Annotated in this window: 21 protein-coding genes and 1 pseudogene; 12 read left to right on the top strand and 10 right to left on the bottom strand. The window is 61.2% G+C overall.

Translation table 11 applies throughout. The annotated features are described in order from the left end of the window. Positions 1 to 80 precede the first annotated feature (80 nt). The gene (locus F7R20_RS18585; protein ID WP_003204107.1) at positions 81 to 758 is read right to left on the bottom strand and encodes a phytanoyl-CoA dioxygenase family protein; all 678 of its coding nucleotides are present in this window, start codon (positions 756 to 758) and stop codon (positions 81 to 83) included. Between the two features lie 414 nt (positions 759 to 1,172). Beyond that, positions 1,173 to 1,450 (bottom strand): annotated as a pseudogene (locus tag F7R20_RS18580) (short-chain dehydrogenase). Positions 1,451 to 1,763: 313 nt separating this feature from the next. Here F7R20_RS18580 and F7R20_RS18575 point away from each other — a divergent pair. From F7R20_RS18575 to F7R20_RS18545, 6 genes are all read left to right on the top strand, one after another. Then, positions 1,764 to 3,953, top strand: a complete 2,190-nt coding sequence (locus F7R20_RS18575; protein ID WP_003204102.1) for a GAF domain-containing hybrid sensor histidine kinase/response regulator — start codon at positions 1,764 to 1,766, stop codon at positions 3,951 to 3,953. 726 nt (positions 3,954 to 4,679) lie between these two features. Continuing rightward, the gene (locus F7R20_RS18565; RefSeq protein WP_003204097.1) at positions 4,680 to 5,090 is read left to right on the top strand and encodes a glycine zipper domain-containing protein; all 411 of its coding nucleotides are present in this window, start codon (positions 4,680 to 4,682) and stop codon (positions 5,088 to 5,090) included. Between the two features lie 38 nt (positions 5,091 to 5,128). Beyond that, the gene (locus tag F7R20_RS31685; protein WP_155252629.1) at positions 5,129 to 5,431 is read left to right on the top strand and encodes a hypothetical protein; all 303 of its coding nucleotides are present in this window, start codon (positions 5,129 to 5,131) and stop codon (positions 5,429 to 5,431) included. 404 nt (positions 5,432 to 5,835) lie between these two features. After that, positions 5,836 to 6,042, top strand: a complete 207-nt coding sequence (locus F7R20_RS18555) for a hypothetical protein (protein ID WP_027911463.1) — start codon at positions 5,836 to 5,838, stop codon at positions 6,040 to 6,042. Positions 6,043 to 6,129: 87 nt separating this feature from the next. Beyond that, the gene (locus tag F7R20_RS18550; RefSeq protein WP_003204092.1) at positions 6,130 to 6,492 is read left to right on the top strand and encodes a hypothetical protein; all 363 of its coding nucleotides are present in this window, start codon (positions 6,130 to 6,132) and stop codon (positions 6,490 to 6,492) included. A 336-nt stretch (positions 6,493 to 6,828) separates the two neighbouring features. Continuing rightward, complete coding sequence (locus tag F7R20_RS18545) at positions 6,829 to 7,524, top strand: HAD-IA family hydrolase (RefSeq protein ID WP_003204089.1); 696 nt, start codon at positions 6,829 to 6,831, stop codon at positions 7,522 to 7,524. 69 nt (positions 7,525 to 7,593) lie between these two features. On the opposite strand, the gene F7R20_RS18540 is transcribed toward F7R20_RS18545, so the two are convergent. Next, on the bottom strand, positions 7,594 to 8,340 hold the full coding sequence (locus tag F7R20_RS18540; protein ID WP_003204087.1) for a 3-oxoacyl-ACP reductase family protein: 747 nt from the start codon (positions 8,338 to 8,340) through the stop codon (positions 7,594 to 7,596). Positions 8,341 to 8,465: 125 nt separating this feature from the next. Between F7R20_RS18540 and F7R20_RS18535 the strand changes: the two genes are divergently transcribed. Next, positions 8,466 to 9,389 carry a LysR family transcriptional regulator gene (locus F7R20_RS18535; protein WP_003204082.1) on the top strand — a complete coding sequence of 308 codons (924 nt, stop codon included), beginning with the start codon at positions 8,466 to 8,468 and terminating at the stop codon, positions 9,387 to 9,389. Positions 9,390 to 9,537: 148 nt separating this feature from the next. Here the strand turns inward: F7R20_RS18535 and F7R20_RS18530 are convergent, their stop codons facing one another. From F7R20_RS18530 to F7R20_RS18520, 3 genes are all read right to left on the bottom strand, one after another. Continuing rightward, the gene (locus F7R20_RS18530; protein WP_003204081.1) at positions 9,538 to 10,266 is read right to left on the bottom strand and encodes an aspartate/glutamate racemase family protein; all 729 of its coding nucleotides are present in this window, start codon (positions 10,264 to 10,266) and stop codon (positions 9,538 to 9,540) included. Between the two features lie 60 nt (positions 10,267 to 10,326). Beyond that, entirely contained in the window at positions 10,327 to 11,856 is a 1,530-nt protein-coding gene (locus tag F7R20_RS18525) for an NCS1 family nucleobase:cation symporter-1 (RefSeq protein WP_003204080.1), read from the bottom strand. A 452-nt stretch (positions 11,857 to 12,308) separates the two neighbouring features. Next, positions 12,309 to 13,052 carry a phosphoadenylyl-sulfate reductase gene (locus tag F7R20_RS18520; protein ID WP_003204078.1) on the bottom strand — a complete coding sequence of 248 codons (744 nt, stop codon included), beginning with the start codon at positions 13,050 to 13,052 and terminating at the stop codon, positions 12,309 to 12,311. A 174-nt stretch (positions 13,053 to 13,226) separates the two neighbouring features. Between F7R20_RS18520 and thrH the strand changes: the two genes are divergently transcribed. Further along, the gene (gene thrH / locus F7R20_RS18515; RefSeq protein WP_003204075.1) at positions 13,227 to 13,844 is read left to right on the top strand and encodes a bifunctional phosphoserine phosphatase/homoserine phosphotransferase ThrH; all 618 of its coding nucleotides are present in this window, start codon (positions 13,227 to 13,229) and stop codon (positions 13,842 to 13,844) included. 127 nt (positions 13,845 to 13,971) lie between these two features. Here thrH and pabB read toward each other — a convergent pair whose 3' ends face one another. From pabB to rloA, 4 genes are all read right to left on the bottom strand, one after another. Next, the gene (gene pabB, locus F7R20_RS18510; RefSeq protein ID WP_003204073.1) at positions 13,972 to 15,315 is read right to left on the bottom strand and encodes an aminodeoxychorismate synthase component I; all 1,344 of its coding nucleotides are present in this window, start codon (positions 15,313 to 15,315) and stop codon (positions 13,972 to 13,974) included. A gap of 166 nt (positions 15,316 to 15,481) precedes the next feature. Continuing rightward, positions 15,482 to 16,468, bottom strand: coding sequence for an alpha-L-glutamate ligase-like protein (locus F7R20_RS18505; RefSeq protein WP_003204070.1), 987 nt, complete (start codon positions 16,466 to 16,468; stop codon positions 15,482 to 15,484). Next, positions 16,468 to 18,000 (bottom strand): osmotic stress tolerance membrane protein RloB, encoded by a 1,533-nt coding sequence (rloB, locus tag F7R20_RS18500; protein WP_003204068.1) that lies wholly within the window; start codon positions 17,998 to 18,000, stop codon positions 16,468 to 16,470. The genes F7R20_RS18505 and rloB overlap by 1 nt, the downstream gene beginning before the upstream one ends. 5 nt (positions 18,001 to 18,005) lie before the next feature. After that, positions 18,006 to 18,542 carry a retropepsin-like aspartic peptidase RloA gene (gene rloA / locus F7R20_RS18495; RefSeq protein ID WP_003204066.1) on the bottom strand — a complete coding sequence of 179 codons (537 nt, stop codon included), beginning with the start codon at positions 18,540 to 18,542 and terminating at the stop codon, positions 18,006 to 18,008. Positions 18,543 to 18,822: 280 nt separating this feature from the next. Here rloA and F7R20_RS18490 point away from each other — a divergent pair, with 280 nt between their 5' ends. The 4 genes from F7R20_RS18490 (at position 18,823) to acnD (ending at position 24,446) form a co-directional block, all read left to right on the top strand. After that, positions 18,823 to 19,536, top strand: coding sequence for a GntR family transcriptional regulator (locus F7R20_RS18490; RefSeq protein WP_003204063.1), 714 nt, complete (start codon positions 18,823 to 18,825; stop codon positions 19,534 to 19,536). Beyond that, a complete protein-coding gene (prpB, locus tag F7R20_RS18485) occupies positions 19,533 to 20,423 on the top strand; it encodes a methylisocitrate lyase (RefSeq protein WP_003204061.1) in 891 nt (296 codons plus the stop codon). Before F7R20_RS18490 ends, prpB begins: the two co-directional genes overlap by 4 nt. A gap of 108 nt (positions 20,424 to 20,531) precedes the next feature. Beyond that, a complete protein-coding gene (gene prpC, locus F7R20_RS18480; RefSeq protein ID WP_003204059.1) occupies positions 20,532 to 21,659 on the top strand; it encodes a bifunctional 2-methylcitrate synthase/citrate synthase in 1,128 nt (375 codons plus the stop codon). Between the two features lie 195 nt (positions 21,660 to 21,854). Then, entirely contained in the window at positions 21,855 to 24,446 is a 2,592-nt protein-coding gene (gene acnD, locus F7R20_RS18475; protein ID WP_003204057.1) for a Fe/S-dependent 2-methylisocitrate dehydratase AcnD, read from the top strand. The last annotated feature ends 15 nt before the right edge of the window (positions 24,447 to 24,461 follow it).

Below are 24,461 nucleotides of genomic sequence, written 5' to 3'. Positions count from 1 at the left end.
AGACGAATGATGGGGTCGATAAGCACGGGCATTAAAGCTCAGATTCGAACCGCTGCGCATAACTTTTATCGACTAAAAACCTAGCCCCCGAAAGCAAACTCCGAGGGGGCGAATCGGTCGCTGGTGTCCATACGAATATTGCGCAGCGCCACGGTTTCCAGGTGTGACGCGTAGAGCGACTCAGAGAAATAGCTGATCAGAATGGAACGACGGCGTGCGCCGATCACGTTCAGGCTGCCCGCGTGTACCAGGTCGACATCGAACACCAGGATGTCACCGGCAGAGCCTGAAAGCTGTACGGCGCGTGACTCGTCATTGAAGTCGAAGGGTGGGGCGCCCGGCTCAGGTCGATGGCTGCCGGGGACGATCCGTGTCGCGCCGTTCTCGGGGCCGTAATCGTCGAAAAAAGCCAGGGCGATGGCGATGTCGCCTGGCCGCTGGGCTGACAAGTCGCGGTGCAGTTGTTGGTGGCCGTTACCCGCCAGGGGCTCGCGTCCTTCCACTTGGGAGAGAAAGAATCGCTCGCCGATCAACTCACCTGCCACCGCCAGTAGCTGGGGTAGACGACATACGGCCTGAATCTTCGAATCATCGTCCAACATCGAATAGCGCCAGTCCATGCCGCGGGGCACTGGCCATTGGTCTGACGGACGTACACCTGCATCGAACACGGCACGAAGGTCGGCCAGCCACTCGGTCGGGATTGCTTGACGGAGCAGGGCGTAGCCGTCTTGGTGGAGTTGTTTGTGGTCAGGCATGGTTTTTTCGACTTCCTTGTGCGGACCTTTGGAAGGCTAGTATGCAAACCAAAGTGGGACCACCAGCCCTTGATGAGTCAGGGGCTCTGTAGGAGCTGTCGAGTGCAACGCCGTTCAAGCGGGAGCAAGCTCTCGTGGAACAAATTGCAACCATGTGATTTTTAAGGCTGAAAATACATATCGATCGTTCCCACGCTCCTGCGTGGGAATGTCGCCAGGGACGCTCCGCGTTCCGCTTCTGGAAAGTGACGCAGAGCGTCACGGGATGCATTCCCACGCAGAGCGTGGGAACGATCAAAAATAGATACCTCGTGGACGTCGCTCTAGTTCCCTGCGCGACAGCGCAGCGTCGAAGACGTGGCGGGGACTCCTCGCCACAGGTTGTCGGCTTGCAGGCTTATTTGGCTGGCAGGCTTATAGAGTGGAACCTGCCGGTGCAGCATCCAATCGTCGCGCAATCACATCCATCACATCACACCCATCACGCAGTGGGATGCAGCAAAGCTGCGCCAGATCTTGCAAGGTCGCGGGGTCGATGGTCTGTTCATCGCGCATCGCCAAATTCTCCAGGAATTGGGTGGCGGCACGGATTTGGTAGGCTGCTGAGTCGAGCAGGATGTGCAGCGGGGCGGTGGTATCGACGTAGAGGGGGGGGCGACGGCGTTGCTGGTAAGGCCCATGTATTGATTCATAAGTAAGCACCACTGGATAGTTTTTGCCCACTGCGGGTCGCCAAACCCGGTCGCCATCTGGGCGACGGCAAAACTATAGACAGACGCCCCCACAAAAACGACGCAATAGATGGATAGGCAGGCCAATTCCCAACGATATGTAGGACCTTTCTGTAGCCCCACCCCCCATGTTCGCCTTTCATCCCCCATTTGCCCCCCGACGCGTCCCACAATCCAATCGCGCATTCCCATTCAGCGCGGGATAATACGGCCCTGCTTGGGGTCACAAGCTTTTCCCCTCGTTGGTATTGGCGGCTCAGAAGGATCGAACGCAATGACAGATTGGCTCCAGAGCTATGGAGAAATGGCTGAGCGGGTTCGCCGCCATCCTTGGGAGGACACGCCGCTCGGGCCGCCTGCCCAGTGGCCCGATGTATTGAAGACCACCGTGGCGCTGAGCCTCGCCTCGCATTTTCCCCAGGCCATCGTATGGGGGCCGGACCTGATTACGTTGTACAACGATGCGTTCCTGCCGATCCTCGGCAGCAAGCCCGAGGCGTTGGGGCGGCCGTTCAATGAGGTTTGGCAGGAGGTCTGGAGCGATATCGGGCCGATCGTGCAGGGCGCCTTCGATGGGCAAGCGACCTTTATAGAGAACTTCCCCCTGGTCATCGAGCGCGGCGGCGGTCCTGAGCAGGCTTATTTCACCTTCTGCTACAGCCCCATCCGTGACCAGTTCGGCAAGGTCGTGGGCATGCTGGATACGGTCACCGAGACCACGTCCACGGTGTTCATGACCCAGCGCCTGGCCGTGCTGGATGCCATCGGCAATGCCGTGGCAAACGCCACCGACCCGCAGAGCATCATGGCAGCCACCACACGGATCCTGGCGGCGCACCTGAACCTGTCCAACTGTGCCTACGCGGACATGGATGAGGACGAGGACGGCTTCACCATTCGTGGTGATTGGGCCAGGGTGGGGTCGCCGCATATCCTTGGGCATTATCGACTGGCGGATTTTGGCCGACTGGCGGTCACTAACCTGCGAACTGGCAAGCCGCTGGTGATCAACGATAACCTCAAGGAGCTGGCGCCGGAGGAAGCGGCGACGTTCCAGGCCATTGGCATCGCGGCCACCATCTGCGTGCCGTTGATCAAGGGCGGGCGATTGACCGCGCTGATGGCGATCCACGATAAAACGCCGCGAGTCTGGTCATCCAACGACCTGGCGCTGTTGATGGAAGTCACAGAGCGATCCTGGGCCCACATCGAGCGTGCCCGTGCCGACGCTGCCGTGCGCGAAGGCCTGGCGGCCCTGGCCGAATTGAACGCGACGCTGGAAGAGCGGGTCGAGGAGCGCACCACGCGCTTGAAACAGACCGAAGCGGCGCTGCGCCAATCGCAAAAGCTCGAAGCCATCGGCCAGCTCACCGGCGGCGTGGCCCATGACTTCAACAACCTGCTGACCATCATTCGTTCTTCGGTCGACTTCCTGCGCATGCCCAGCCTGTCCGAGGAGCGTCGGCAGCGCTACATGACTGCGGTGTCCGAAACCGTGGAGCGCGCCTCCAAGTTGACCAGCCAGTTGCTCGCGTTTGCCCGACGCCAGCCGTTGAAGCCGCAAGTCATCGATGTGGGCAAGCAAGTGCAGAGCCTGGGGGACATGCTGCAAACCGTCACCGGGGCGCGGATCCAGGTCCATGTCGAGTTGTGCGATCGGCCCTGTTACATCCGGGCGGATCTGAGCCAGTTCGAGACCGCGCTGATCAACATGGCCCTCAATGCCCGGGATGCCATGAATGGCCAGGGTACGCTGTGGCTTCGGCTCAGTTGCGGCGGTGGCATGCCGCCGATCCGTGGTCATGCCGGGGCCGGGCAATCCTTTGCTGCCATTGCCTTGGCGGACACCGGTACCGGTATTGACTCGCCAGTGCTCGAGCACATCTTCGAACCCTTCTTCACCACCAAGGAAGTGGGCAAGGGCACGGGGCTGGGCTTGTCCCAGGTGTTTGGCTTTGCCAAGCAGTCCGGTGGCAACGTCGATGTTTCGACCGTGGTGGGCGAGGGCACGGTGTTCACCTTGTACCTTCCAGAAGTGGCGCCCGAGAAAAACCACGAGCCGGTCAAGGAAGAACTCACCCACCTGCTGCCGGAAAAGGGCAAGTGTCGGGTGTTGATCGTGGAAGACAACCTGGAGGTGGGGCGTTTTGCCAACCAGATCCTTCAGGACCTAGGCTACGAAACTGCCTGGGCGACCAACGCCGAAGAAGCGCTGGAAATGGTCGGTCCGGATGCGATGGCATTCGACGCGGTATTTTCTGATGTGGTGATGCCGGGGATCAGCGGCATTGCCCTGGCCAGGGAACTGCGCCAGCGGCGCCCGGATTTGCCTGTGGTGCTGACCTCTGGTTACAGCGAAGAGTTGGCCCACAGCGGCCATGAGGGCTTTGAATTCTTGTCCAAGCCCTATTCTGCGGATCAGGTTTCCCGGGTTCTAAACCGGACTATATTGGGGGCTGAATGAGTGTTTCCTTTTTGAAACAGTGAGTTCCATTCGTCGGCCAAGGGCTTTGTTGAATCAACAGTCTGTTGATGACCGACTAGTCTCATTGTCGTGAAGGTCGATATTGTCAGGCAACCGGTTGTTGCCGGTATGGGCCTCGATGAAGGGGAAAGGCAATGGGAGCACCGTATAGCGAGGAGAACACTGCCGCGTATCCGATCAATGAAGGGTTGCAGTGTGGCCAGTCGGCCTATCATGCGGACTTCGGTGACGAGCCGATCAAGTCCATCAGGACGAAGGTGGCCAAAGTGCAGCGAGGGGAGAAGGCCAAGTTCTTGCCCAGGGTCCCGGTCAGAAAGTGACGGCGGATCGTGGTAGGGGAGCTTGCTCCCGCCGGGCTGCATAGCAGCCCTTTTTTTTGATCGTTTTTTTCATTCCCATGCTCCTGCGTGGGAACGTCGCCAGGGACGCTCCGCGTTCCGCTTCTGGGGCCTCTCTACATAAATATTTTTCATCTTTTCTCAACTGGCATTTACTTTCACGTTTCTTTCACAAGCAGGTACGTACTCTCAGCTCATCCGTTAGAAAGCAGTACCTGCCCGTTTCCCCAGCGGGCTTTTTTTTGCCTGTCATAAAATAAACCCCCGTTTTGTTGTCCAACCATCATGGCTGACGCTGTCTGGCGTAAACTCGCGCCCGCGCGCACCGGCCATTTCTCCCCGATGCGGCATTTTTGAGGTTTCTATCATGCGTTTGACTTTGTCCACCTTGGTACTGGGGTTGGTGGTTGCCCAGGGCGCGATGGCTGCCGGCGACGGTACCGCCGCGGTCGGCGGTGGTCTGGGCGGTGTATTGGGCAACGTGGTCGGCCAGCAGATGGGCGGCAGCACCGGCGCCGCGATTGGCGCGGGCGTTGGCGGCGCAGCCGGCAGTGCCGTAGGCGCTCGCAAGGGCAGCCGCACCGAAGCGGCCATTGGCGGTGGCTTGGGGTCGGCCGGTGGTTCGGTTGTCGGTAACCGTCTGGGCGGCTCGACCGGCTCCACCATCGGCGCAGGCATCGGCGGCGCGGCGGGTGGCGCGTTGGGCAGCAATCTGTCCAATGACAACGACCGTCACTCCAGTGGCAAGAAGTACAAGCACAAGAGAAAGCATCGTTAAGCGGATGCTTGGATGAATAGACCCGGCCTTGTGCTGTGATGCTGTTCATCTGGAAAAAACGGCGCTTCTTTCAGAAATGGGAAGCGCCGTTTTTTTTTGCTTCTTTTGATGCCCAAAGCAAGCGCAACAGACAGCTCCAGCCGCTATGCAACCGCACCACCGCCATCGCGAGCAAGCTTGCTCCCACATTGGGCCGCAGTGAACATAGAACTCATGAACACCCGAGATCACCTGTGGGAGCAAAGCTTGCTCGCGATGAGGCCAGCAAACCCAACATCCATGTGACTGAGCCACCGCCATCGCGAGCAAGCTTTGCTCCCACAGATGTGATGGGTGTATGACCGGGAGAACCAGGTCGGCTATCAGGCCGCCACACGGTGGCCCACGGAGCAATGCTTGTGTTCAGGCACATCGAGCCTAAGCGAGGTGCCGAGTGGTGGGCATAAAAGCGTTTTGCTTACTTTTGACTGGGCCGGCTTCCGGGCTTTTCAAACGTGAGCCGCCGTCAGGGCGGAACCATAAGTCGCCGTTACCAAAAAAACGGATATACACTCCAACCTGACCCCCCCAAAAAAACGGCAAATCAAAATCTCCGGAACGATTGCCATCCCCCCGCTTCGAACTCATACATCCATCAACAATTGCGAGGTGTACCATGACGCCGCAAACGCAAGGCCAGGAAGAACAAGACTCCTCGGGCGCACCTGTGGTCAATGACCCGGGCAATGAAGACCCCGGTTCCCTGATGGATGACGCCCAGGTTCCCTTGATCGAGGAAGATGAAACCCCGGAATACCCGCTGCCTTCGCCCACCAACTCCCTGAGCCGCGACCAGCGTCCACCCGATGACGATGCGGGCGTCGAGCAGGTACCCAGCGACGATGAGGATGTCGAAGCGACCCCGGATGACCCGGACATCGCCGGTGACGATGCCTCCGGCAAGCCGAGCTGATCGCAGGTCCGTCTGTCGATTCAGCGGCACCATCGTCCCGCCACGCGTGCCACACATCAGGTAAGGATCTTGAAAAGGAGACTCACCATGATGAAGTCCAACATGACAGCGCTGACACTCGCCGGGATTCTTTCGCTCAGTTCACTGGCTGCCTTGGCAGAATCTTCGGGCGGCACGCCCCCCGTGGACAAGGGCGGGATGCCCCCCTCCTCAGAAATGGAGGCCGGCTCCAACTCCGGTGCCAACGGTAACGCCTTGCCCCCGGGCTCCGTGAGCGGCGGCAACGGCGGCGATGCCAACGGCAGTAGCACCAGTCCCGGCACCGGGAGCGGTTCGATGAGTGGAGGCAGCACGATGGGCGGTGCCGACGCCGGCGGTGGGACCAACGGAGGAACCGGTACCAGCGACAGTGGTGCCAGTGGTTCGGGCTCTGGCAGCTCGGGCCAATAGCCGTCCCACCATCATCCGGCATCGATCTGCTTTTGTGACGAGGGCGCTTGCTCCCGCTCGGTTGCACCGTAGGAGCTGTCGAGTGCAACGAGGCTGCGATCTTTCCCCTGTCAATTGAGTCCTGAGCGAAAGATCAAAAGATCGCAGCCTCCGGCAGCTCCTACAGAGCGCAACCCAGCGGGAACAAGCTCCCTCGTCACGGACCCCGTCCATAGATTTCCCATTGCCGGTTCCAAGCCCCCTTCGTTATCCTGCTGAATCCTTTAAGGCGAACACGCTGCCCTGGCCGCACCTGAGCCATCCCTGGAATGTTGTGTTGATAACGGATCAGATGCGATGAATGCACCCCTGAAAGAGTTTGGCCCGATCAAGGCTGTGATTTTCGACATGGATGGGCTGTTGCTGGACACCGAGGGGATCTACACCGAGGTCACGTCCATCATCGCCGAGCGCTACGGGCGCACGTTCGATTGGAGCGTCAAACAGAACATCATCGGGCGCGGGGCCACGGACCTGGCCAATTACGTCGTTCAGGCGCTGGAATTGCCGATCACCCCCGAAGAGTTCCTGGTCATCCGCGAGCCCTTGATGCGCGAGCGTTTTCCTCATGCCCTGGGGATGCCCGGCGCCGAGGAACTGGTGCGGCATTTGAAGGCCCACAACGTTCCGATTGCGGTGGGCACCAGTTCGTCGAGCCCCACGTTCGCACTGAAAACCACCTTGCACCGGGAATGGTTCGCACTGTTCGACTTCATCGTGACGGCGGATGACCCTGAGGTCGGCGCGGCGAAACCGGCGCCGGATATCTTCCTCACTGCTGCCCGGCGCCTGGGTGTCGAGCCGCGCGACTGCCTGGTGTTCGAGGATTCGCCGTTCGGGGTGACTGCCGCGAAAGCCGCCGGCATGACCGCCATTGCCATTCCGGATTCGGCCATGGCGGATGAAAAGTACGCCCACGCCGACGGGATCATTCGCTCCTTGAAAATGTTCCAGCCCAGCCTTTGCGGTCTGCCGGAGTTGGAGTGGGCCTGACCCCATCGCGCTACACAACAAAACGCCGGTCATGGTTAAAGCCATGACCGGCGTTTTTTCATGCCTGTATCAGGCGCCGAAACCACCGTCGATGGTCAGGCTGGCGCCGGTGATGTAACCGGCTTCCGGCCCTGCCAGGTAGGCGACGAAGCTGGCGATTTCATCGACGTTGCCGTAGCGCCCGACAGCCATCAGCGACATCAGGCTGGAGGCGAATTCGCTGTCGGCCGGGTTCATGTCGGTGTCCACCGGGCCGGGCTGCACGTTGTTGACGGTGATGCCGCGTGGGCCGAGGTCACGGGCCAGGCCTTTGGTCAGGCCCACCAGCGCGGCCTTGCTCATGGCATAGGGCCCGCCGCCGGCGAAGGGCATGCGGTCGGCGTTGGTGCTGCCGATGTTGATGATCCGGCCCCCTTCGCCCATGTGCCGCGCAGCGGCCTGAGTGGCGATGAACACGCTGCGCACGTTGATGGCCAGGGTCTGGTCGAAATCTTCGAGTTTGAATTCATCCAGCGGCCCTATCGCCAGCACGCCAGCATTGTTGACCAGGATGTCCAATCGGCCAAAAGCCTCGACGGTGGCCGCGACGGCGTTACGGATGGCCTCGGCGTCGGCGCTGTCGGCCTTGATCGCCAGGGCCTTGCCGCCTGCAGCGGTGATGCTGTTCTGCAGTTCTTCAGATTTTGCGCCAGAGCTGACGTAGGTGAAGGCTACGGCGGCGCCTTCTGCTGCCAGGCGTTTGACGATGGCGGCGCCGATGCCGCGAGAACCGCCCTGGATCAAGGCGACTTTACCGCTCAGTGCTTGGTTACTCATGATGATCTCCAAAAAGTGCCGGGGCGAGATGCCGCGGTGATGGGGCGAGTATCAAGAAGGTGCCGTGGGCTGTGTAGACCGTCATTGCTATAGTCTGTCTAAACCAAAAGTTTAGAGTGAGGCTCATGGAGACCTTCAACAGTATCGAATGCTTCGTGCGCAGTGCCGAAGTCGGCAGCTTTGCCGAGGCGGCGCGACGTCTGAGCGTGACCCCGGCCGCGGTGGGTAAAAGCGTCGCCAAGCTGGAGGCGCGAATGGGCGTACGCCTGTTCCAGCGTAGCACCCGAAGCCTGAGGCTGACCGAAGCCGGCCAGTTGTTCTTGGGGGAAGTCGGTAGCAGCTTCAACACCATCCAGAACGCCGTCGCCAACCTGGCCAGCGCCGGCGGGCAACCGGCGGGGACGCTGAAAGTGAGCATGGGCACGGCGTTCGGTCGATTGTATGTCGTGCCGTTGCTGGGGGAGTTTCTGCGACGTTATCCGGCGATCAACCCCGACTGGCATTTCGATAATCGCCAGGTGGACCTGATCGGCCAGGGCTTCGATGCCGCCATCGGCGGCGGTTTCGAGCTGCCCCAGGGGGTGGTGGCGCGCAAGTTGACGGTGGCTCATCGGGTGCTGGTTGCATCAACGGACTATCTGCAAGCGCATGCCGCCGTGACAGAACCGGAAGATCTGTCACTGCATCAAGGCATCCTGATTCGCTCACCACAGACCGGGCGGGTGCGTTCCTGGCAACTGACCAGCCGCAATCGGGAACACAGCCCGCTGACGCTCAAGACGCGCATGACCATGAGTGATTCGGAAGCCGACTGCGCGGCCGCCGCCCAAGGGTTGGGCATCGGCCTGGTGAGCATGCCGATCGCCGTTCCCTTCCTGGAAAACGGGACTCTGCAGCGGGTGCTGCCGGACTGGTATGTCGACGATGGCAACATCTCCATCTACTACGCCGAACACAAACTGTTGCCGGGCAAGACCCGGGCGTTTGTGGATTTCATCATCGAGCAGTTTTCCGAGCAGGGGTTGGCGCGGCGGTTCAGTGCGGTTTGAGTCGGGCTTGGAATCGAGTTGGCCCCAATCGCGAGCAAACTCGCTCCCACATGGGTTTACGGGTGTTCACAACATGTGCACACGACACAAAAACCTGTGGGAGCGAGCTTGCTCGCGATTCGGGACACTTCGGTCTAAAGCCGTGAACTCACCGCCCAAACCGCCCCGGCCAGCCAATGATGGTCTTGGGCCGAGGCGTCGCGTAAGTGCGTACTTTCGACGTCGACAACCCCAGCCGCACCAGCGCTTCGGCAATGGTCACCGCCGCCGTCACCCCATCGACCACCGGCACGCCGGTGCGCTGGCGGATCTGCTCGTCGAGCCCGGCCATGCCGCCGCAGCCCAGGCAGATCACTTCGGCCTTGTCCTGGCTCACCGCCAGTTCAGCCTGTTGGACGATGGCTTCAATCGCCCGTTGCGGATCCTGCTCCAGTTCAAGCACCGCCAAACCACTGGCCCGTACCGAGGCGCAGCGGTCGAACAGGCCGGACAGCTTGAGCCGGTCTTCGATCAGCGGCACGGTGCGGTCCAGGGTGGTGACCACCGAGTAAGCGTGGCCGAGGAACATGGCGGTGCTGGCGCCGGCATCGGTGATGTCCACCACCGGCACGTTGAGCAGTTCCTGCAAGCCTTCACGACCGTGTTCGCCATAACCGGCCTGGATCACCGCGTCGAACGGCTGGTCGTAGGACATCACCCGGTCCATCACCGCGATGGCCGCCAGGTAACTTTCAAAATTGCCCTCGATCGAGTCGGCACCGAAATGCGGCGTGAGCCCGACGATCTCGGTGCCCGGGGCGGCGACGGCCTGGGCCTGGCGGGCGATGGCCTGGGTGATGGATTCGGTGGTGTTGACGTTGACCACGAGAATTCGCATGAGCTGTCCTCCTTAACACATAAAAATAAGTGGCCCGAACCTGGCGGGCCGCTTGAGCAATCAATGATTGACGTTATCCACAGCGATGGATTCGCCGCTGACGTCCTCGTAGTACGGCTGGCGCTTGGCGATGATCAGGTACAGCAGCCCTGCAATCGAAGCGCCAATCAGCCAGGAGAATGGTGAAACGCTGTCAAAACCAGGCACCAGCGCCAGGATGATCGCGATCAGCGCCGCTGGAATGAACGCTGCCACCGCCCGCAGGTTGACTCCATTGCTGTAGAAATACGCCCCGTTTGGGTCCTCGCTATACAGTTGCGGCACGTTGATGCGGCCTTTTCGCAGCAGCCAGTAGTCGACCATGATCACGCCGTACAGCGGCCCGAGCAGGGCGCCGAGGCCGGACAGGAAATACACGATCACCAGCGGGCTGTTGTAGAGGTTCCACGGCAGGATCAGCACGGCAATGGCGGCGCTGATCAACCCGGCGCGGCGGAAGGTCAGGTATTTGGGCGCCAGGTTGCTGAGCACAAAGGCCGGGGCGACGAAGTTGGCCATGATGTTCACCGCCACGGTGACGATCAGGAAGGCCAGGCAGCCCAACACGAGGAAGAAGGTGTTGGGGATCGAGGCAATCACCTGGGTCGGGCTTTCAATGATTTGCCCATTGATCTGGAACTGCGCACCGCAGAGCAGGATGGTGATCCCGGCAAACACCAGGATGTTCACCGGCAGGCCCCAGAAATTGCCGACGACGATGGTCCGGCGGCACGGCGAGGAGCGGGCGAAGTCGCAGAAATTGAGAATCAAGGTGCCGTAGATCGACAGCCACAGCGCGCCACCGGCAAAGATATTGCGCCACATCTCGCCTCCGGTCAGCGGTTCGCGGATCGACCAGGCAATGGTGGCGTCGGCCTGGGTATACATCCAACCGGCCAGGGCGGCGACAGTCACCAGGATCACCGGCCCGGCAAAACCTTCGTAGCGGCGCACTGTTTCCATGCCGTAGGCCAGGATCACCAGTTGCACGAACCAGATCGCCACGAAACACACCCAGCCCAGGCTCGACAGGCCGAGGATCGAGTCGTGGTCGTAGTCGGCGAAGCTCGGGTGGATCGCCACCAGCAACACCCGGAACACCACCGACGCCAGGTAGGTCTGGATACCGAACCAGGCAATGGCGATGACCGCCCTGATCAAGGCCGGAATCTGCGCGCCATGGATCCCGAAGCTGATCCGGCTGATCACCGGGAACGGCACCCCGGTTTTCTGGCCCATGTAGCCGGACAGGTTCATGAAGCCATACACCAGCGCCGCGCCTATCCCGAGGGACAGCAAGATCTGCCAGCCACCCAGGCCCAGGGCATAGAGGCCGATGGCGAAGGAGTAGTTGGCGATGTTGTGCACGTCGTTGGTCCACAGGGCAAAGATGCTGTAGCGACCCCAGCGTCGACCTTCGGCCTTGGTCGGCGCCAGGTCTTTGTTGTGCAGCCTCGGGCTCAGGGCCAGGGACGCGGCAGTGTTGTCGTCGAGGGCCGTGGTGGTGGAGGGCAGATCCAGCGCGATGTTATTGGAGAGACTTGTACGCATTCCGGCAGGCTCCTGATTCTCGGCGCAGCGATGACTGTGCATGAGCGCGGAGCTCGACAAATCTTCGTCGCGGCGGGCGAGCATCATTGATTACGGGGCATCTGCAGCCTGTACGGGATAGGGCGCTTCAGGCTTGCGGATCTAAAGTGTGTGTATGTTTTATATAAGTTGTATACAAAACACGTGTCGACTAAAGCCAGATCTATGCCACTTACGGATCTATTCGAAGAAGCACTAATTTCGTTTTGTTATGATCGTTGAGTAACTAACTGAAATACCGTGATTTAAAACTGACCGTTTAAACAGGTATTTATTTTTTGGCGAACGCCAGTGGAGTTGGAAGGGCAGGCGAGGCGGGAAGGTGTGTGTAACCTTTGGGGGCAGTAACGTAATAAGTGCACACAAAAATGCCACTTGTAGTGACATTTTTGTGTACAGGGTGCGGCGGACGCTTAGACGGTCTTGGATTTGGCGATGATGTTACCGGCATGCAGCCCGCATTCTTTCTGCGTGGCTTCTTCCCACCACCAACGGCCTTCGCGCTCGTGCTGGTTTGGCAGCACCGGGCGGGTGCAGGGCTCGCAGCCGATGCTGATGAAACCGCGTTCATGCAGGCTGTTGTAAGGCAGCTCCAGCATGCGGATGTAACCCCAGACTTCTTCGCTGGTCATCTGCGACAGGGGGTTGAACTTGTACAGGGTACGCTCCGGAGTGGAAAACGCCGTGTCGATTTCCAACACCGCCACCTGGCTGCGGGTGCCGGGGCTCTGGTCGCGGCGCTGGCCGGTGGCCCAGGCGCGGACATCGGTCAGTTTGCGCCGCAATGGTTCGATCTTGCGGATGCCGCAGCACTCGCCGTGACCGTCCTTGTAGAAGCTGAACAGGCCTTTTTCCTTCACGAAGGGTTCAAGTTTCGTGTAGTCCGGCGAAACCAGCTCGACGTCGATCTTGTAGTGCTCGCGCACCTGGTCGATGAAACGATAGGTTTCCGGGTGCAGGCGGCCGGTGTCGAGGCTGAACACCTTGACGTTCTTGTTCAGTTTCCAGGCCATGTCCACCAGCACCACGTCTTCGGCGCCGCTGAAGGATATCCACAGCTCGTCGCCGAATTCGGCGAAGGCCAGTTTGAGGATGTCCTGCGGGGACTTGTTGGCATAGGTCGTGGCGAGTTCCACGACGTCAAACGATGGGCTCATCAGGGCGGTTTCCTACAGGTCGGTGGCGCTGGGCGCTCTATATGGGGCTGATGGTAACAAAAGCTGTCGGGGCTGGCGCGTTCCTGTGCGTTGCGCAGGCTTCGACGAATGGCTAGAGTCGGCAAGCCTTTTGTTCGCTCAACCGATAAACATCAGAAAAAATGGGAGTGTCTTGTGGAAATTGCCTGTCTCGACCTGGAAGGTGTACTGGTCCCGGAGATCTGGATCGCCTTCGCTGAAAAAACCGGGATTGACTCCCTCAGGGCAACCACTCGGGACATTCCCGACTACGACGTGCTGATGAAGCAACGGTTGCGCATCCTCGATGAACACGGCCTCAAGCTTTCCGACATCCAGGAAGTCATCGCCACCCTCAAGCCGCTGGACGGCGCCATAGAATTCGTCGACTGGCTGCGTGAGCGCTTCCAGGTGGTGATTCTTTCCGACACGTTCTACGAATTTTCCCAGCCGTTGATGCGCCAGTTGGGCTTCCCGACGTTGCTCTGCCATCGCTTGATTACCGATGACAGCGGGCGGGTGACCGGCTACCAGTTGCGTCAGAAAGATCCCAAGCGCCAGTCGGTCCTGTCCTTCAAGAGCCTGTACTACCGGGTGATCGCGGCGGGGGATTCCTACAACGACACAACGATGCTGGGCGAAGCCGATGCGGGGATTCTGTTCCATGCGCCTGAAAACGTGATCCGTGAATTCCCGCAATTCCCGGCGGTGCACAGCTTTGCCGAGTTGAAGCAGGAATTTCTCAAGGCTTCGAACCGCAGCCTCAACCTGTAAACCCAATCCCCTGTGGGAGCGAGCTTGCTCGCGATAGCGGTGTGTCAGTTAGCACAAAGGCTGCTGACCCAACGCAATCGCGAGCAAGCTCGCTCCCACAAGGTCTTGTGTCAGGCCTGGGGTCTGTTCAGAGGTTCTGCAAGGTTTCCAGCAGCACCTTCACCTTGGTAATCGACTCCTGATACTCGGCCTCCCAATCCGAGTCCGCGACAATCCCGCCGCCGCCCCAGCAGCACACCTGCCCATCCTTGACCAGCAGACTGCGGATGGCGATGGAGCTGTCCATTTCCCCGCGCACGTCCAGGTACAGCAACGAGCCGCAATACAGGCCGCGTCGGGTCGGTTCGAGTTCGTCGATGATTTGCATGGCGCGGATTTTCGGCGCGCCGGTGATCGAGCCGCCGGGAAAGCTGCCGGCAATCAGGTCGAGGGCGTCTTTACCCACAGCCAACTCGCCGGTCACGCTGCTGACCAGGTGATGCACGTTCGGGTAGCTTTCCAGGCTGAACAACTCCGGCACCCGTACCGAGCCGATGCGGCACGTGCGGCCCAGGTCGTTGCGCAGCAGGTCGACGATCATCAGGTTTTCCGCCCGGTCCTTGGGGCTGGCCAGCAGCTCGGCGGCGTGGGCCGCGTCTTCGCTGGGTGTTGTGCCGCGGGGCCGGGTGCCCTTGATCGGCCGGGTTTCCACCTGGCCTTCGCTGACCTTGACGAAGCGTTCGGGGGACAGGCTCAGCACCGCGCCGCCATCGGGCAGGCTCTGGAAGCCGGAAAACGGCGTCGGGCACGCCGTCCGCAGCGCCTGGTAAGCGGCCCAGGCATCGCCCTGGCAGGGCGCGCGGAAGCGCTGGGCAAAGTTGACCTGGTAGCAGTCACCCGCCTGGATATACGCCTGGATACGTTCGAAGGCCTGTCGATAGGCTTCGGCGCTGAGGTCGGGGGTCATCGGTCCTTCGAGGCTGAAGACGCCAACGGATGTCGCAGTCGGCTGGCTGAACAGCGCGATCAGGCGCTGGCGTTCGCCTTCGCCACAATGAGGGTGGAACACCAATTGGCTGGTGCCGGCCTGGTGATCGCTGACCAGCGCCCAGTCGTACACGCCAAAACGCGCGTCGGGCAGTTGCAGGTCGTCCTTGGCGTGGGAAGGCAAGGTTTCGAGGTGTCGGCCGAAGTCATAGCTCAAGTAGCCGATCAGGCCGCCGGCAAAGGGCAATTGCACCGTGGTCGGTAGTTCCGCGTCACCTAGCAGCGTCAGCTGAATACGCAGGCGTTGCAGGAAATCGCTACCGCTTTCGTCCGGCAACACCGCCAGTTGCACCAATGGCCAGGCGCTGAGCAGGTCGTAACGCCCACGTTCGGCACTCGGCCGGCCACTGTCGAGCAGCACGCTGCCAGGGGCATGACGGATCGCCGCGAAATACTCGGCAGGGTTGGCGCGGTAGGGCAGCGGGTGTACGGAGCAGGTTGGCATGGGCGGGGCAGGTCAGCCGTTCAGGCGGGGGAGCGATTGTAATCCCTCTGTAGGATTTGCTCCTAGAGGGATGTCGGAGATGGGCAAGTATGGGGTTATCGAAGATATTTGGGTGTGAACACTCTGTGGCGAGGGGATAAATCCCCTCGCCACAGGGGAGGCAGCCTCAACCCTCAATCGGCGGAATATGCCCAAACAACGCCTGGGCAAACGCCACGCGTTCTTCCACGGTTTCGGTAACGCCGCGGGCCTTGAGTTCTTCCAGGTGGGCTTCCACCGCGTGGGTGCGCAAGGTCAGGCCGCAGTCGTTGGCGATCTGGATGTTCAGGCCTGGCCGTGCGTTCAATTCCAGGATCAACGGGCCTTTTTCCTGGTCCAGCACCATGTCGACGCCGATGTAGCCCAGCCCGCATAGTTCATAGCAACCGGCGGCCAGCTTCATGAAACCGTCCCAGTAGGGCAGTTGCACGCCGTCCACCGCGTTGGTGGTGTCGGGGTGTTTGGTGATGATGTTGTTCAGCCAGGTGCCGCGCAGGGTCAGGCCGGTGGCGAGGTCGACGCCCACGCCGATGGCGCCTTGGTGCAGGTTGGCCTTGCCGCCGGACTGGCGGGTTGGCAAGCGCAGCATGGCCATCACCGGATAGCCCATCAGTACAATGATGCGGATGTCCGGCACGCCTTCGTAGCTGATGCTCTTGAAGATCTGGTCCGGCGTCACGCGGTATTCGATCAGCGCCCGGTCACGGTGCCCACCCAAGGAATACAGGCCGGTGAGGATGCTGGAGACATGGTGCTCGATTTCCTCATGGCTGATGATCTTGCCGGACACCGTGCGATAGCGGCCTTCGAAGCGGTCGGCGATGACGATGATGCCGTCGCCGCCAGCGCCCTGGGCCGGCTTGATCACGAAGTCGGTGCGTCCGCCGATGATCTCGTCGAGCTTGTCGATTTCCTTCTCGGTGGAGATCACCCCGTACAGTTCCGGCACATGAATGCCGGCGGCGATGGCCCGTTCCTTGGTGATGATCTTGTCATCGACGATGGGGTACAGGCTGCGCTTGTTGTACTTGAGCACATAGTCGGCGTTACGCCGGTTGATGCCCATGATGCCCCGGGCTTCCAGGGCCTTCCAGGTCTTCCAGAAGCCGAACATCAGGAGTCTGCCTTGAGGAAGGCCTTGAACCGTACCAGCTCGGTCAGGCGGTAGCCGCGATAACGACCCATGGCCAGCATGAAGCCCACCAGGATCAGCAGGATCGCCGGGAAGGTAAACACGAAGTACACCAGTTCCGGCACGCTCATGATCAGGTGCGCCAGGGACGCGGCGAACAGGGTGCCGATGGCGACTTTCATCGCGTGGCCGGCGCCGCGTTCTTCCCAGGTGATGGACAGGCGTTCGATGGTCATGGTCAGGATCACCATCGGGAACAACGCCACCGACAAGCCGCGCTCCAGGCCCAGCTTATGGCTGAACAGGCTGATGGCGGCGATCAGCACCACCACGAACGTCAGCACCACCGAGAGCCTTGGCAGCATCTGCAGCTTGAGGTGCTCCAGGTACGAACGCAGCGACAGGCCCAGCGTGGTGATCACCGTGAACAGGATGATGCCAAAACCCAGTTGGGTCTCGCGGAAGGCCAGGGCGATCAGCACCGGGGTGAAAGTCCCTAGGGTCTGCAGGCCGATCAGGTTGCGCAGGATCAGGATCACCAGCACGCCGATCGGGATCATCACCATGATCATGAAGGTTTGCTGGGTCTGCAGCGGCAGGCCGTAGAGCGAGTATTCGAGGAAGTTGGCGTCGGTGTTCTCGTCCGTCAGCTTGGCCAGGCGAATGGCGTTCATTTCGCTGTTGTTCATGCTGAAGGTAACGGTGGCTTTCTTGCCGCCATCGACGGTGATCAGGTTTTCATCGCCGGTCCACCACAGCAGGCGGTCGGTGGGCAGGCCCTGTTCGCCGGTGTCCGGGTTGAAATACAGCCAGTCGGTGCCGTTGAAGCTGCGCAGCCACAGCTCAGGTGTCTGCGGCTGCTCGGCCACCAGGCGGATGGTGTGGACCTTTTCCACCGGCACGTGGGCGATGGACAGCACCAGTTCGACGATGCGCGCCTTGTTGGCCGAGGAAGGGTCGCCGGCCAGCAACAGCTTGACGTTGTCGTCGTTGAGGTTGTTGACCCGCTTGATCGCTTCGCTGATGAATGTCTCGACGTCGGCCGAATGCTGGCGGATCGGCGCGAGCAGGGCTTCGGCGGCCAGTTTCTCCGGGCCTTCGACGGCGATGCTGTCGCGGAAGGTCGGGCCCTTGACCTTGGTTTTCTCGGCGCTGTAGCGCTTGGTCAGCACCAGGCGGTAATACAGGGTCTGGTTGCCCTTGGCGCGACGGGCCGACCACGTCACCTTGCGGTTACCGTCGACCCGGTTCACCGCCACGCCGTAATTATTGGAAATGAAACTCTCGTTGAGGCTCACATAGTCGCGGCTCAGCGGTGGCACGAACATCTGGATCTTCACCGGGTCCTTGGCATTGGGCACGAACTCGACCTTGGCGTCGATGTTCCACAAGTCGTCGGTGGCGTCTTCGGTGACCGGAATGCCGAGCACGAAAATCTGATAGGCCGTCACCGACAGGCCCAGCACCACCAGGATGGCGATCAGCATTTTCAGATGGAGGGTAAGGGAGCGCATTGGAATTACTCTGCGGTTTGAGCGGCATTGGCGCAGGCGGGTTTGCCGGCAGCGTATTTAAGACTGGGGTCGACCAGCGCGTCGAAGCGCTTGAGCGCCTCGGAACCGATCAGCAACGGGTATTGGAAGGCGCTGCGGTCGGTCAGGTTCACTTCGATGCTGCGCAGGGCCGAGCCCATGCAGATGTCCAGTTCGATGACCGGCCGGGCCGTGTATTTCTTGCCTTCTTCCGGGTCGTAGTCACCGGCGCGGCGCTTGATCTTGCTGACCCGGGCCAGCGGACGTTCGATGGGGTGCGAGTGGGCCGCGTCGATGGCCAGGTAAAAGCGCACCCAGGATTCGCCATTGCGCTTGAAACGCTTGATGTCCCGGGCACTGAGGGACGCGGTCTTGGCGCCGGTGTCCAGCTTGGCGGCGACCTCCAGGTCGATGCCCTGCAGGGCGGCGTATTCGTTGAGGCCGTACACGGTTTTTTCACCCGCCACGGCAAGCCCCGGCAGGCACATGAAATAAAGAGCAGCGGTGAAGGGCTTGAGTGTCATAGATCCTGGTGCGCAGCGTTCCGTTTATCGGTTCAGGCCCTGGCATTACTGCACAAGCTCCCTGGGCAGCCTTCCCTATAAAAGGAGAGCGGCAAATCGCGCGGCATTCTAGCACGGTGGTTTTCTGACGCCACCGCTGGCCGGACGCTACGACGCATTCAAACGAGCGGTTATGGCGGATGGGCTTATTAGACGATTGTCGACAATGTTGATTTTTTCTTTGACGTTAACGTCGCTATTGGTTAGTTTTTGCCATATTGATTTGCAAGGTGTCGACAATATGCTCGATCAGCTCGAAACCCCGGTGATGGCCCAGGACGATTCGGAGACCCTCTCCGAGAACGTCTTCCGACGTATCCAGGCCGCCATCGTCAAAGGCGAGATCGCCCCCGGCAGCAAGATCTCCGAGCCCGAGCTGGCGCGCACCTACGGCATCAGCCGCGGGCCGCTGCGCGAGGCGATTCATCGCCTGGAAGGCCAGCGCCTGCTGGTGCGTGTGCCTCACGTCGGTGCCCGGGTGGTGTCGCTGAGCCATGCCGAGCTGCTGGAACTCTACGAAATCCGTGAATCCCTCGAAGGCATGGCCTGCCGCCTGGCGGCCGAACGCATGACCCTGGAAGAAATCGACGAGCTGCGCCGGGTGTTGGAAACCCACGAACGCGATGCGGCGTTCCAGGCCGGTGTCGGTTATTACCAGCAGGAAGGCGATTTCGACTTCCATTACCGGATCATCCAGGGCAGCGGCAACCGCACCCTGACGCAAATGCTGTGCGGCGAGCTGTACCAACTGGTGCGCATGTACCGCATCCAGTTTTCCACCACGCCCAACCGTCCGCGCCAGGCCTTTGCCGAGCACCACCGGATTCTAGACGCCATCGCCGACCGTGACGGCGAACTGGCTGAATTATTGATGCGCCGGCACATCGGTGCGTCCAAACGCAACATTGCGCGTCATTTCCAGGACAGCGCCGCCACTGAACGAGGTGAGTCATGAGTTCCAGCAAGAGCACGCCAGGCCAGCGTTTCCGCGATGCGGTCGCCACCGAGCATCCGCTGCAAGTGGTGGGCACGATCAATGCCAACCACGCGCTGCTGGCCAAACGCGCCGGGTTCAAGGCGATCTACCTGTCGGGCGGCGGCGTGGCCGCCGGCTCCCTCGGCGTGCCGGACCTGGGCATCACCGGCCTGGATGACGTGCTGACCGATGTGCGCCGTATCACCGACGTGTGCGACCTGCCGCTGCTGGTGGACGTGGACACCGGGTTCGGTTCCTCGGCGTTCAACGTGGCGCGCACGGTCAAGTCGATGATCAAGTTCGGCGCGGCGGCCATTCATATCGAGGACCAGGTCGGCGCCAAGCGTTGCGGCCATCGTCCGAACAAGGAAATCGTCTCGCAGCAAGAGATGGTCGACCGCATCAAGGCCGCCGTCGATGCCCGTACCGATGACAGCTTCGTGATCATGGCCCGTACCGATGCCCTGGCGGTGGAAGGCTTGGAATCAGCCCTGGACCGCGCCGCGGCCTGTATCGAGGCCGGTGCCGACATGATTTTCCCGGAGGCCATCACCGAGCTTGAGATGTACAAGCTGTTCGCCAGCCGCGTGAAAGCGCCGATCCTGGCCAATATCACCGAATTCGGCGCGACCCCGCTGTACACCACCGAACAGCTGGCCGGTGCCGACGTGTCCCTGGTGCTCTACCCGTTGTCGGCCTTCCGCGCGATGAACAAGGCGGCCGAGAACGTCTACACCGCGATCCGCCGCGACGGCACGCAACAGAATGTCATCGACACCATGCAGACCCGCATGGAGCTTTACGATCGCATCGACTACCACACCTTCGAGCAGAAGCTCGATGCGTTGTTCGCGGCGAAAAAATGAAAAGATCGCAGCCTCGCTTCGCTCGACAGCTCCTCGTAGGAGCTGTCGAGTGCAACGAGGCTGCGATCTTTCCCCATTCTCTACAAATCTAAAAAATGGAGACAGCAAATGGCCGAAGCAAAAGTACTCAGTGGCGCCGGACTCCGCGGCCAGGTGGCCGGGCAGACCGCATTGTCCACCGTAGGCCAGTCGGGCGCCGGCCTGACTTATCGCGGCTACGACGTTCGCGACCTGGCGGCGGATGCGCAATTTGAAGAAGTGGCCTACCTGCTGCTGTACGGCGAGCTGCCGATCCAGGCACAGCTGGACGCCTACACCGGTAAACTGCGCCAGTTGCGGGACTTGCCCCAAGCCTTGAAAGAGGTTTTGGAGCGCATCCCCGCCGACGCCCACCCGATGGACGTCATGCGCACCGGCTGCTCGTTCCTGGGCAACCTGGAACCCGAGGAAGACTTTTCCGAGCAGCACGACAAGACCGACCGCCTGCTGGCCGCGTTCCCGGCGATCATGTGCTACTGGTATCGCTTCAGCCACGAAGGCCAGCGCATCGAGTGTGTGACCGACGAAGTGTCCATCGGCGGCCATTTCCTGCACCTGCTGCACGGCAAGAAGCCGAGCGAGCTGCACGTCAAGGTGATGAACGTTTCGCTGATCCTCTACGCCGAGCACGAATTCAACGCCTCGACCTTCACCGCCCGGGTTTGCGCCTCCACTCTGTCGGATCTGTTCTCCTGCATCACCGCCGCCATCGGCTCGCTGCGCGGCCCGTTGCATGGCGGTGCCAACGAAGCGGCGATGGCAATGATCGAGCGCTTCAGCTCACCGCAGGAGGCCATCGAAGGCACCCTAGGCATGCTGGCGCGCAAGGACAAGATCATGGGCTTCGGTCACGCGATCTATAAGGACAACGACCCGCGCAACGAGGTGATCAAGGGCTGGTCGAAAAAACTCGCCGATGAAGTGGGCGATACGGTGCTGTTCCCGGTCTCCGAAGCCATCGACAAGACCATGTGGGAGCAGAAGAAACTGTTCCCCAACGCCGATTTCTACCATGCCTCGGCGTACCACTTCATGGGCATCCCGACCAAGCTGTTCACGCCGATCTTCGTTTGCTCGCGCCTGACCGGCTGGGCCGCCCACGTGTTCGAACAACGCGCCAACAACCGCATCATCCGACCGAGCGCCGAATACACCGGCGTCGAACAGCGCAAGTTCGTGCCAATCGAACAACGCTGAGCTGGAGGGTTCTAGCCGCAGGAACTGGATACCCCCGAAACCCTGTGGGAGCGAGCTTGCTCGCGATTGCGTACTGACATTCAACTAATGTCGACTGATACACCGCTATCGCGAGCAAGCTCGCTCCCACAGTGGCCAGGGGCGCTTCAAGTCCGGCGCCAACCCTTCTGAAACCACCGTGACCGAGTCCTGACGATGAACACAGAATTTCGCAAACCGCTGCCCGGCACTTCGCTGGATTATTTCGACGTTCGCGAGGCCGTGGATGCCATTCGCCCTGGCGCCTACGACGGCCTGCCGTACACCTCCCGCGTGCTGGCGGAGAACCTGGTGCGGCGCTGCGACCCGGCCACGCTGGGCGAGTCGCTGCTGCAACTGATCGAGCGCAAGCGCGACCTGGACTTCCCGTGGTTCCCGGCCCGCGTGGTGTGCCATGACATCCTCGGCCAGACCGCGCTGGTGGACCTGGCTGGTCTGCGCGACGCCATCGCCTTGCAGGGCGGTGACCCGGCGCAGGTCAACCCGGTGGTGCCGACCCAACTGATCGTCGACCACTCCCTGGCGGTGGAAAGCGGTGGTTCCGACCCGCAAGCCTTCGCCAAGAACCGCGCCATCGAAGACCGACGCAACGAAGACCGCTTCCACTTCATCAACTGGACCAAGAAGGCCTTCAAGAACGTCGACGTGATTCCGCCGGGCAACGGGATCATGCACCAGATCAACCTGGAAAAAATGTCCCCGGTGATCCAGCAGCGTGACGGCGTGGCGTTCCCCGACACTTGCGTGGGCACCGACAGCCACACGCCGCACGTCGATGCCCTGGGCGTGATCGCCATTGGCGTCGGTGGCCTGGAAGCCGAAAGCGTCATGCTCGGCCGCGCCTCGTGGATGCGCCTGCCGGAAATCATCGGCGTCGAGCTGACCGGCAAGCTGCAACCGGGTATCACCGCCACCGACATGGTGCTGGCGCTGACCGAATTTTTGCGCAAGCAAAAAGTCGTCGGTGCCTGGCTGGAGTTTTTCGGCGAAGGCGCCAGTGCCCTGACCTTGGGCGACCGCGCGACCATTTCCAACATGGCCCCGGAATACGGCGCCACGGCGGCGATGTTTTACATCGACCAGCAAACCATCGATTACTTGAAACTCACCGGGCGCGAAGACGACCAGGTGCGACTGGTCGAGACCTACGCCAAGCAAGCAGGCCTGTGGGCTGACAAGCTCAAGGGCGCGCAATACGAGCGGGGCCTGACCTTCGACCTGTCGTCGGTGGTGCGCAACATGGCCGGTCCGAGCAACCCGCACGCCCGTGTCGCGGTGTCGGATCTGGCTGCCAAAGGCATTTCCGGCCAGTGGGACGATGTGCCGGGTCAAATGCCCGACGGCGCGGTGATCATCGCTGCGATCACCAGTTGCACCAACACCAGCAACCCGCGCAACGTGATCGCCGCCGGCCTGCTGGCGCGCAACGCCAACCGCCTGGGCTTGGTGCGCAAGCCGTGGGTCAAGTCGTCCCTGGCGCCGGGTTCGAAAACCGTGGCGCTGTACCTGGATGAAGCGGGCCTGACCAAAGAGCTGGAGCAATTGGGCTTCGGCGTGGTGGCGTTCGCCTGCACCACCTGCAACGGCATGTCCGGCGCGCTGGACCCGGTGATCCAACAGGAAATCATCGACCGCGACCTGTACGCCACCGCCGTGTTGTCGGGCAACCGCAACTTCGACGGGCGTATCCATCCGTACGCCAAGCAGGCGTTCCTCGCCTCGCCGCCGCTGGTGGTCGCTTATGCCATCGCCGGGACCATCCGCTTCGACATCGAGAAGGATGTACTGGGCGTGGTGGACGGTCGGGAAATCCGCCTCAAGGACATCTGGCCGAGCGACGAAGAAATCGATGCGGTGGTCAAGGCCTCGGTGAAACCCGAGCAGTTCCGCCAGGTGTACATCCCGATGTTCGCCATCCAGGAAGACACCGGGCCGAAAGTGACGCCGCTGTACGACTGGCGCCCACAAAGCACCTACATTCGTCGTCCGCCGTATTGGGAAGGCGCGCTGGCCGGTGCGCGGCCGCTCAAGGGTATGCGCCCGCTGGCGGTGCTGCCGGACAACATCACCACCGATCACCTGTCGCCGTCCAACGCCATCATGCTGGACAGCGCCGCGGGTGAATACCTGGCGAAAATGGGCCTGCCGGAAGAAGACTTCAACTCCTACGCGACCCACCGTGGCGACCACCTGACCGCGCAACGCGCCACCTTCGCCAACCCGAAACTGTTCAACGAAATGGTCCAGGAAAACGGCAAGGTCAAGCAGGGCTCCCTGGCCCGGGTCGAGCCGGAAGGCAAGGTCATGCGCATGTGGGAAGCCATCGAGACCTACATGGAGCGCAAGCAGCCGCTGATCATCATTGCCGGCGCCGACTACGGCCAGGGTTCGTCGCGGGACTGGGCGGCCAAGGGCGTGCGCCTGGCCGGTGTAGAGGCGATCGCCGCCGAGGGTTTCGAGCGCATCCACCGCACCAACCTGGTGGGCATGGGCGTGTTGCCGCTGGAGTTCAAGCCCGGCACCGATCGCAAGACCCTGGGCATCGATGGCAGCGAAATCTATGACGTGATCGGCGAGCGCACCCCGCGTGCGACGCTGACCCTGGTCATCACTCGCAAGAACGGCGAGCGCGTCGAAGTGCCGGTGACCTGCCGCCTCGATACCGCTGAAGAAGTGTCGATCTATGAAGCCGGGGGCGTGCTGCAACGCTTTGCCCAGGACTTCCTTGAATCGGCGGTTGCCGTTTAAACCACAGCTGCGGAC

Source organism: Pseudomonas brassicacearum subsp. brassicacearum (genome assembly GCF_008801605.1).
GTDB lineage: Bacteria > Pseudomonadota > Gammaproteobacteria > Pseudomonadales > Pseudomonadaceae > Aquipseudomonas > Aquipseudomonas brassicacearum.
The sequence above is the reverse complement of the archived record's forward strand: the minus strand, read 5'-3'. Positions and strand labels throughout refer to the sequence as shown.

Excerpts from the sequence above, each read along its gene's own strand:
- F7R20_RS18535 (WP_003204082.1), top strand. The coding sequence starts at position 8,466 with ATGGAGACCTTCAACAGTATCGAATGCTTCGTGCGCAGTGCCGAAGTC.
- F7R20_RS18505 (WP_003204070.1), bottom strand. The coding sequence starts at position 16,468 with ATGTTCGGCTTCTGGAAGACCTGGAAGGCCCTGGAAGCCCGGGGCATC.
- rloA (WP_003204066.1), bottom strand. The coding sequence starts at position 18,542 with ATGACACTCAAGCCCTTCACCGCTGCTCTTTATTTCATGTGCCTGCCG.
- F7R20_RS18585 (WP_003204107.1), bottom strand. The coding sequence starts at position 758 with ATGCCTGACCACAAACAACTCCACCAAGACGGCTACGCCCTGCTCCGT.
- F7R20_RS18545 (WP_003204089.1), top strand. The coding sequence starts at position 6,829 with ATGAATGCACCCCTGAAAGAGTTTGGCCCGATCAAGGCTGTGATTTTC.
- acnD (WP_003204057.1), top strand. The coding sequence starts at position 21,855 with ATGAACACAGAATTTCGCAAACCGCTGCCCGGCACTTCGCTGGATTAT.
- F7R20_RS18550 (WP_003204092.1), top strand. The coding sequence starts at position 6,130 with ATGATGAAGTCCAACATGACAGCGCTGACACTCGCCGGGATTCTTTCG.
- F7R20_RS18540 (WP_003204087.1), bottom strand. The coding sequence starts at position 8,340 with ATGAGTAACCAAGCACTGAGCGGTAAAGTCGCCTTGATCCAGGGCGGT.
- F7R20_RS18525 (WP_003204080.1), bottom strand. The coding sequence starts at position 11,856 with ATGCGTACAAGTCTCTCCAATAACATCGCGCTGGATCTGCCCTCCACC.
- F7R20_RS18520 (WP_003204078.1), bottom strand. The coding sequence starts at position 13,052 with ATGAGCCCATCGTTTGACGTCGTGGAACTCGCCACGACCTATGCCAAC.
- rloB (WP_003204068.1), bottom strand. The coding sequence starts at position 18,000 with ATGCGCTCCCTTACCCTCCATCTGAAAATGCTGATCGCCATCCTGGTG.
- F7R20_RS18565 (WP_003204097.1), top strand. The coding sequence starts at position 4,680 with ATGCGTTTGACTTTGTCCACCTTGGTACTGGGGTTGGTGGTTGCCCAG.
- F7R20_RS18490 (WP_003204063.1), top strand. The coding sequence starts at position 18,823 with ATGCTCGATCAGCTCGAAACCCCGGTGATGGCCCAGGACGATTCGGAG.
- pabB (WP_003204073.1), bottom strand. The coding sequence starts at position 15,315 with ATGCCAACCTGCTCCGTACACCCGCTGCCCTACCGCGCCAACCCTGCC.
- prpB (WP_003204061.1), top strand. The coding sequence starts at position 19,533 with ATGAGTTCCAGCAAGAGCACGCCAGGCCAGCGTTTCCGCGATGCGGTC.
- F7R20_RS18575 (WP_003204102.1), top strand. The coding sequence starts at position 1,764 with ATGACAGATTGGCTCCAGAGCTATGGAGAAATGGCTGAGCGGGTTCGC.
- F7R20_RS18555 (WP_027911463.1), top strand. The coding sequence starts at position 5,836 with ATGGATGACGCCCAGGTTCCCTTGATCGAGGAAGATGAAACCCCGGAA.
- prpC (WP_003204059.1), top strand. The coding sequence starts at position 20,532 with ATGGCCGAAGCAAAAGTACTCAGTGGCGCCGGACTCCGCGGCCAGGTG.
- F7R20_RS18530 (WP_003204081.1), bottom strand. The coding sequence starts at position 10,266 with ATGCGAATTCTCGTGGTCAACGTCAACACCACCGAATCCATCACCCAG.
- F7R20_RS31685 (WP_155252629.1), top strand. The coding sequence starts at position 5,129 with ATGCTGTTCATCTGGAAAAAACGGCGCTTCTTTCAGAAATGGGAAGCG.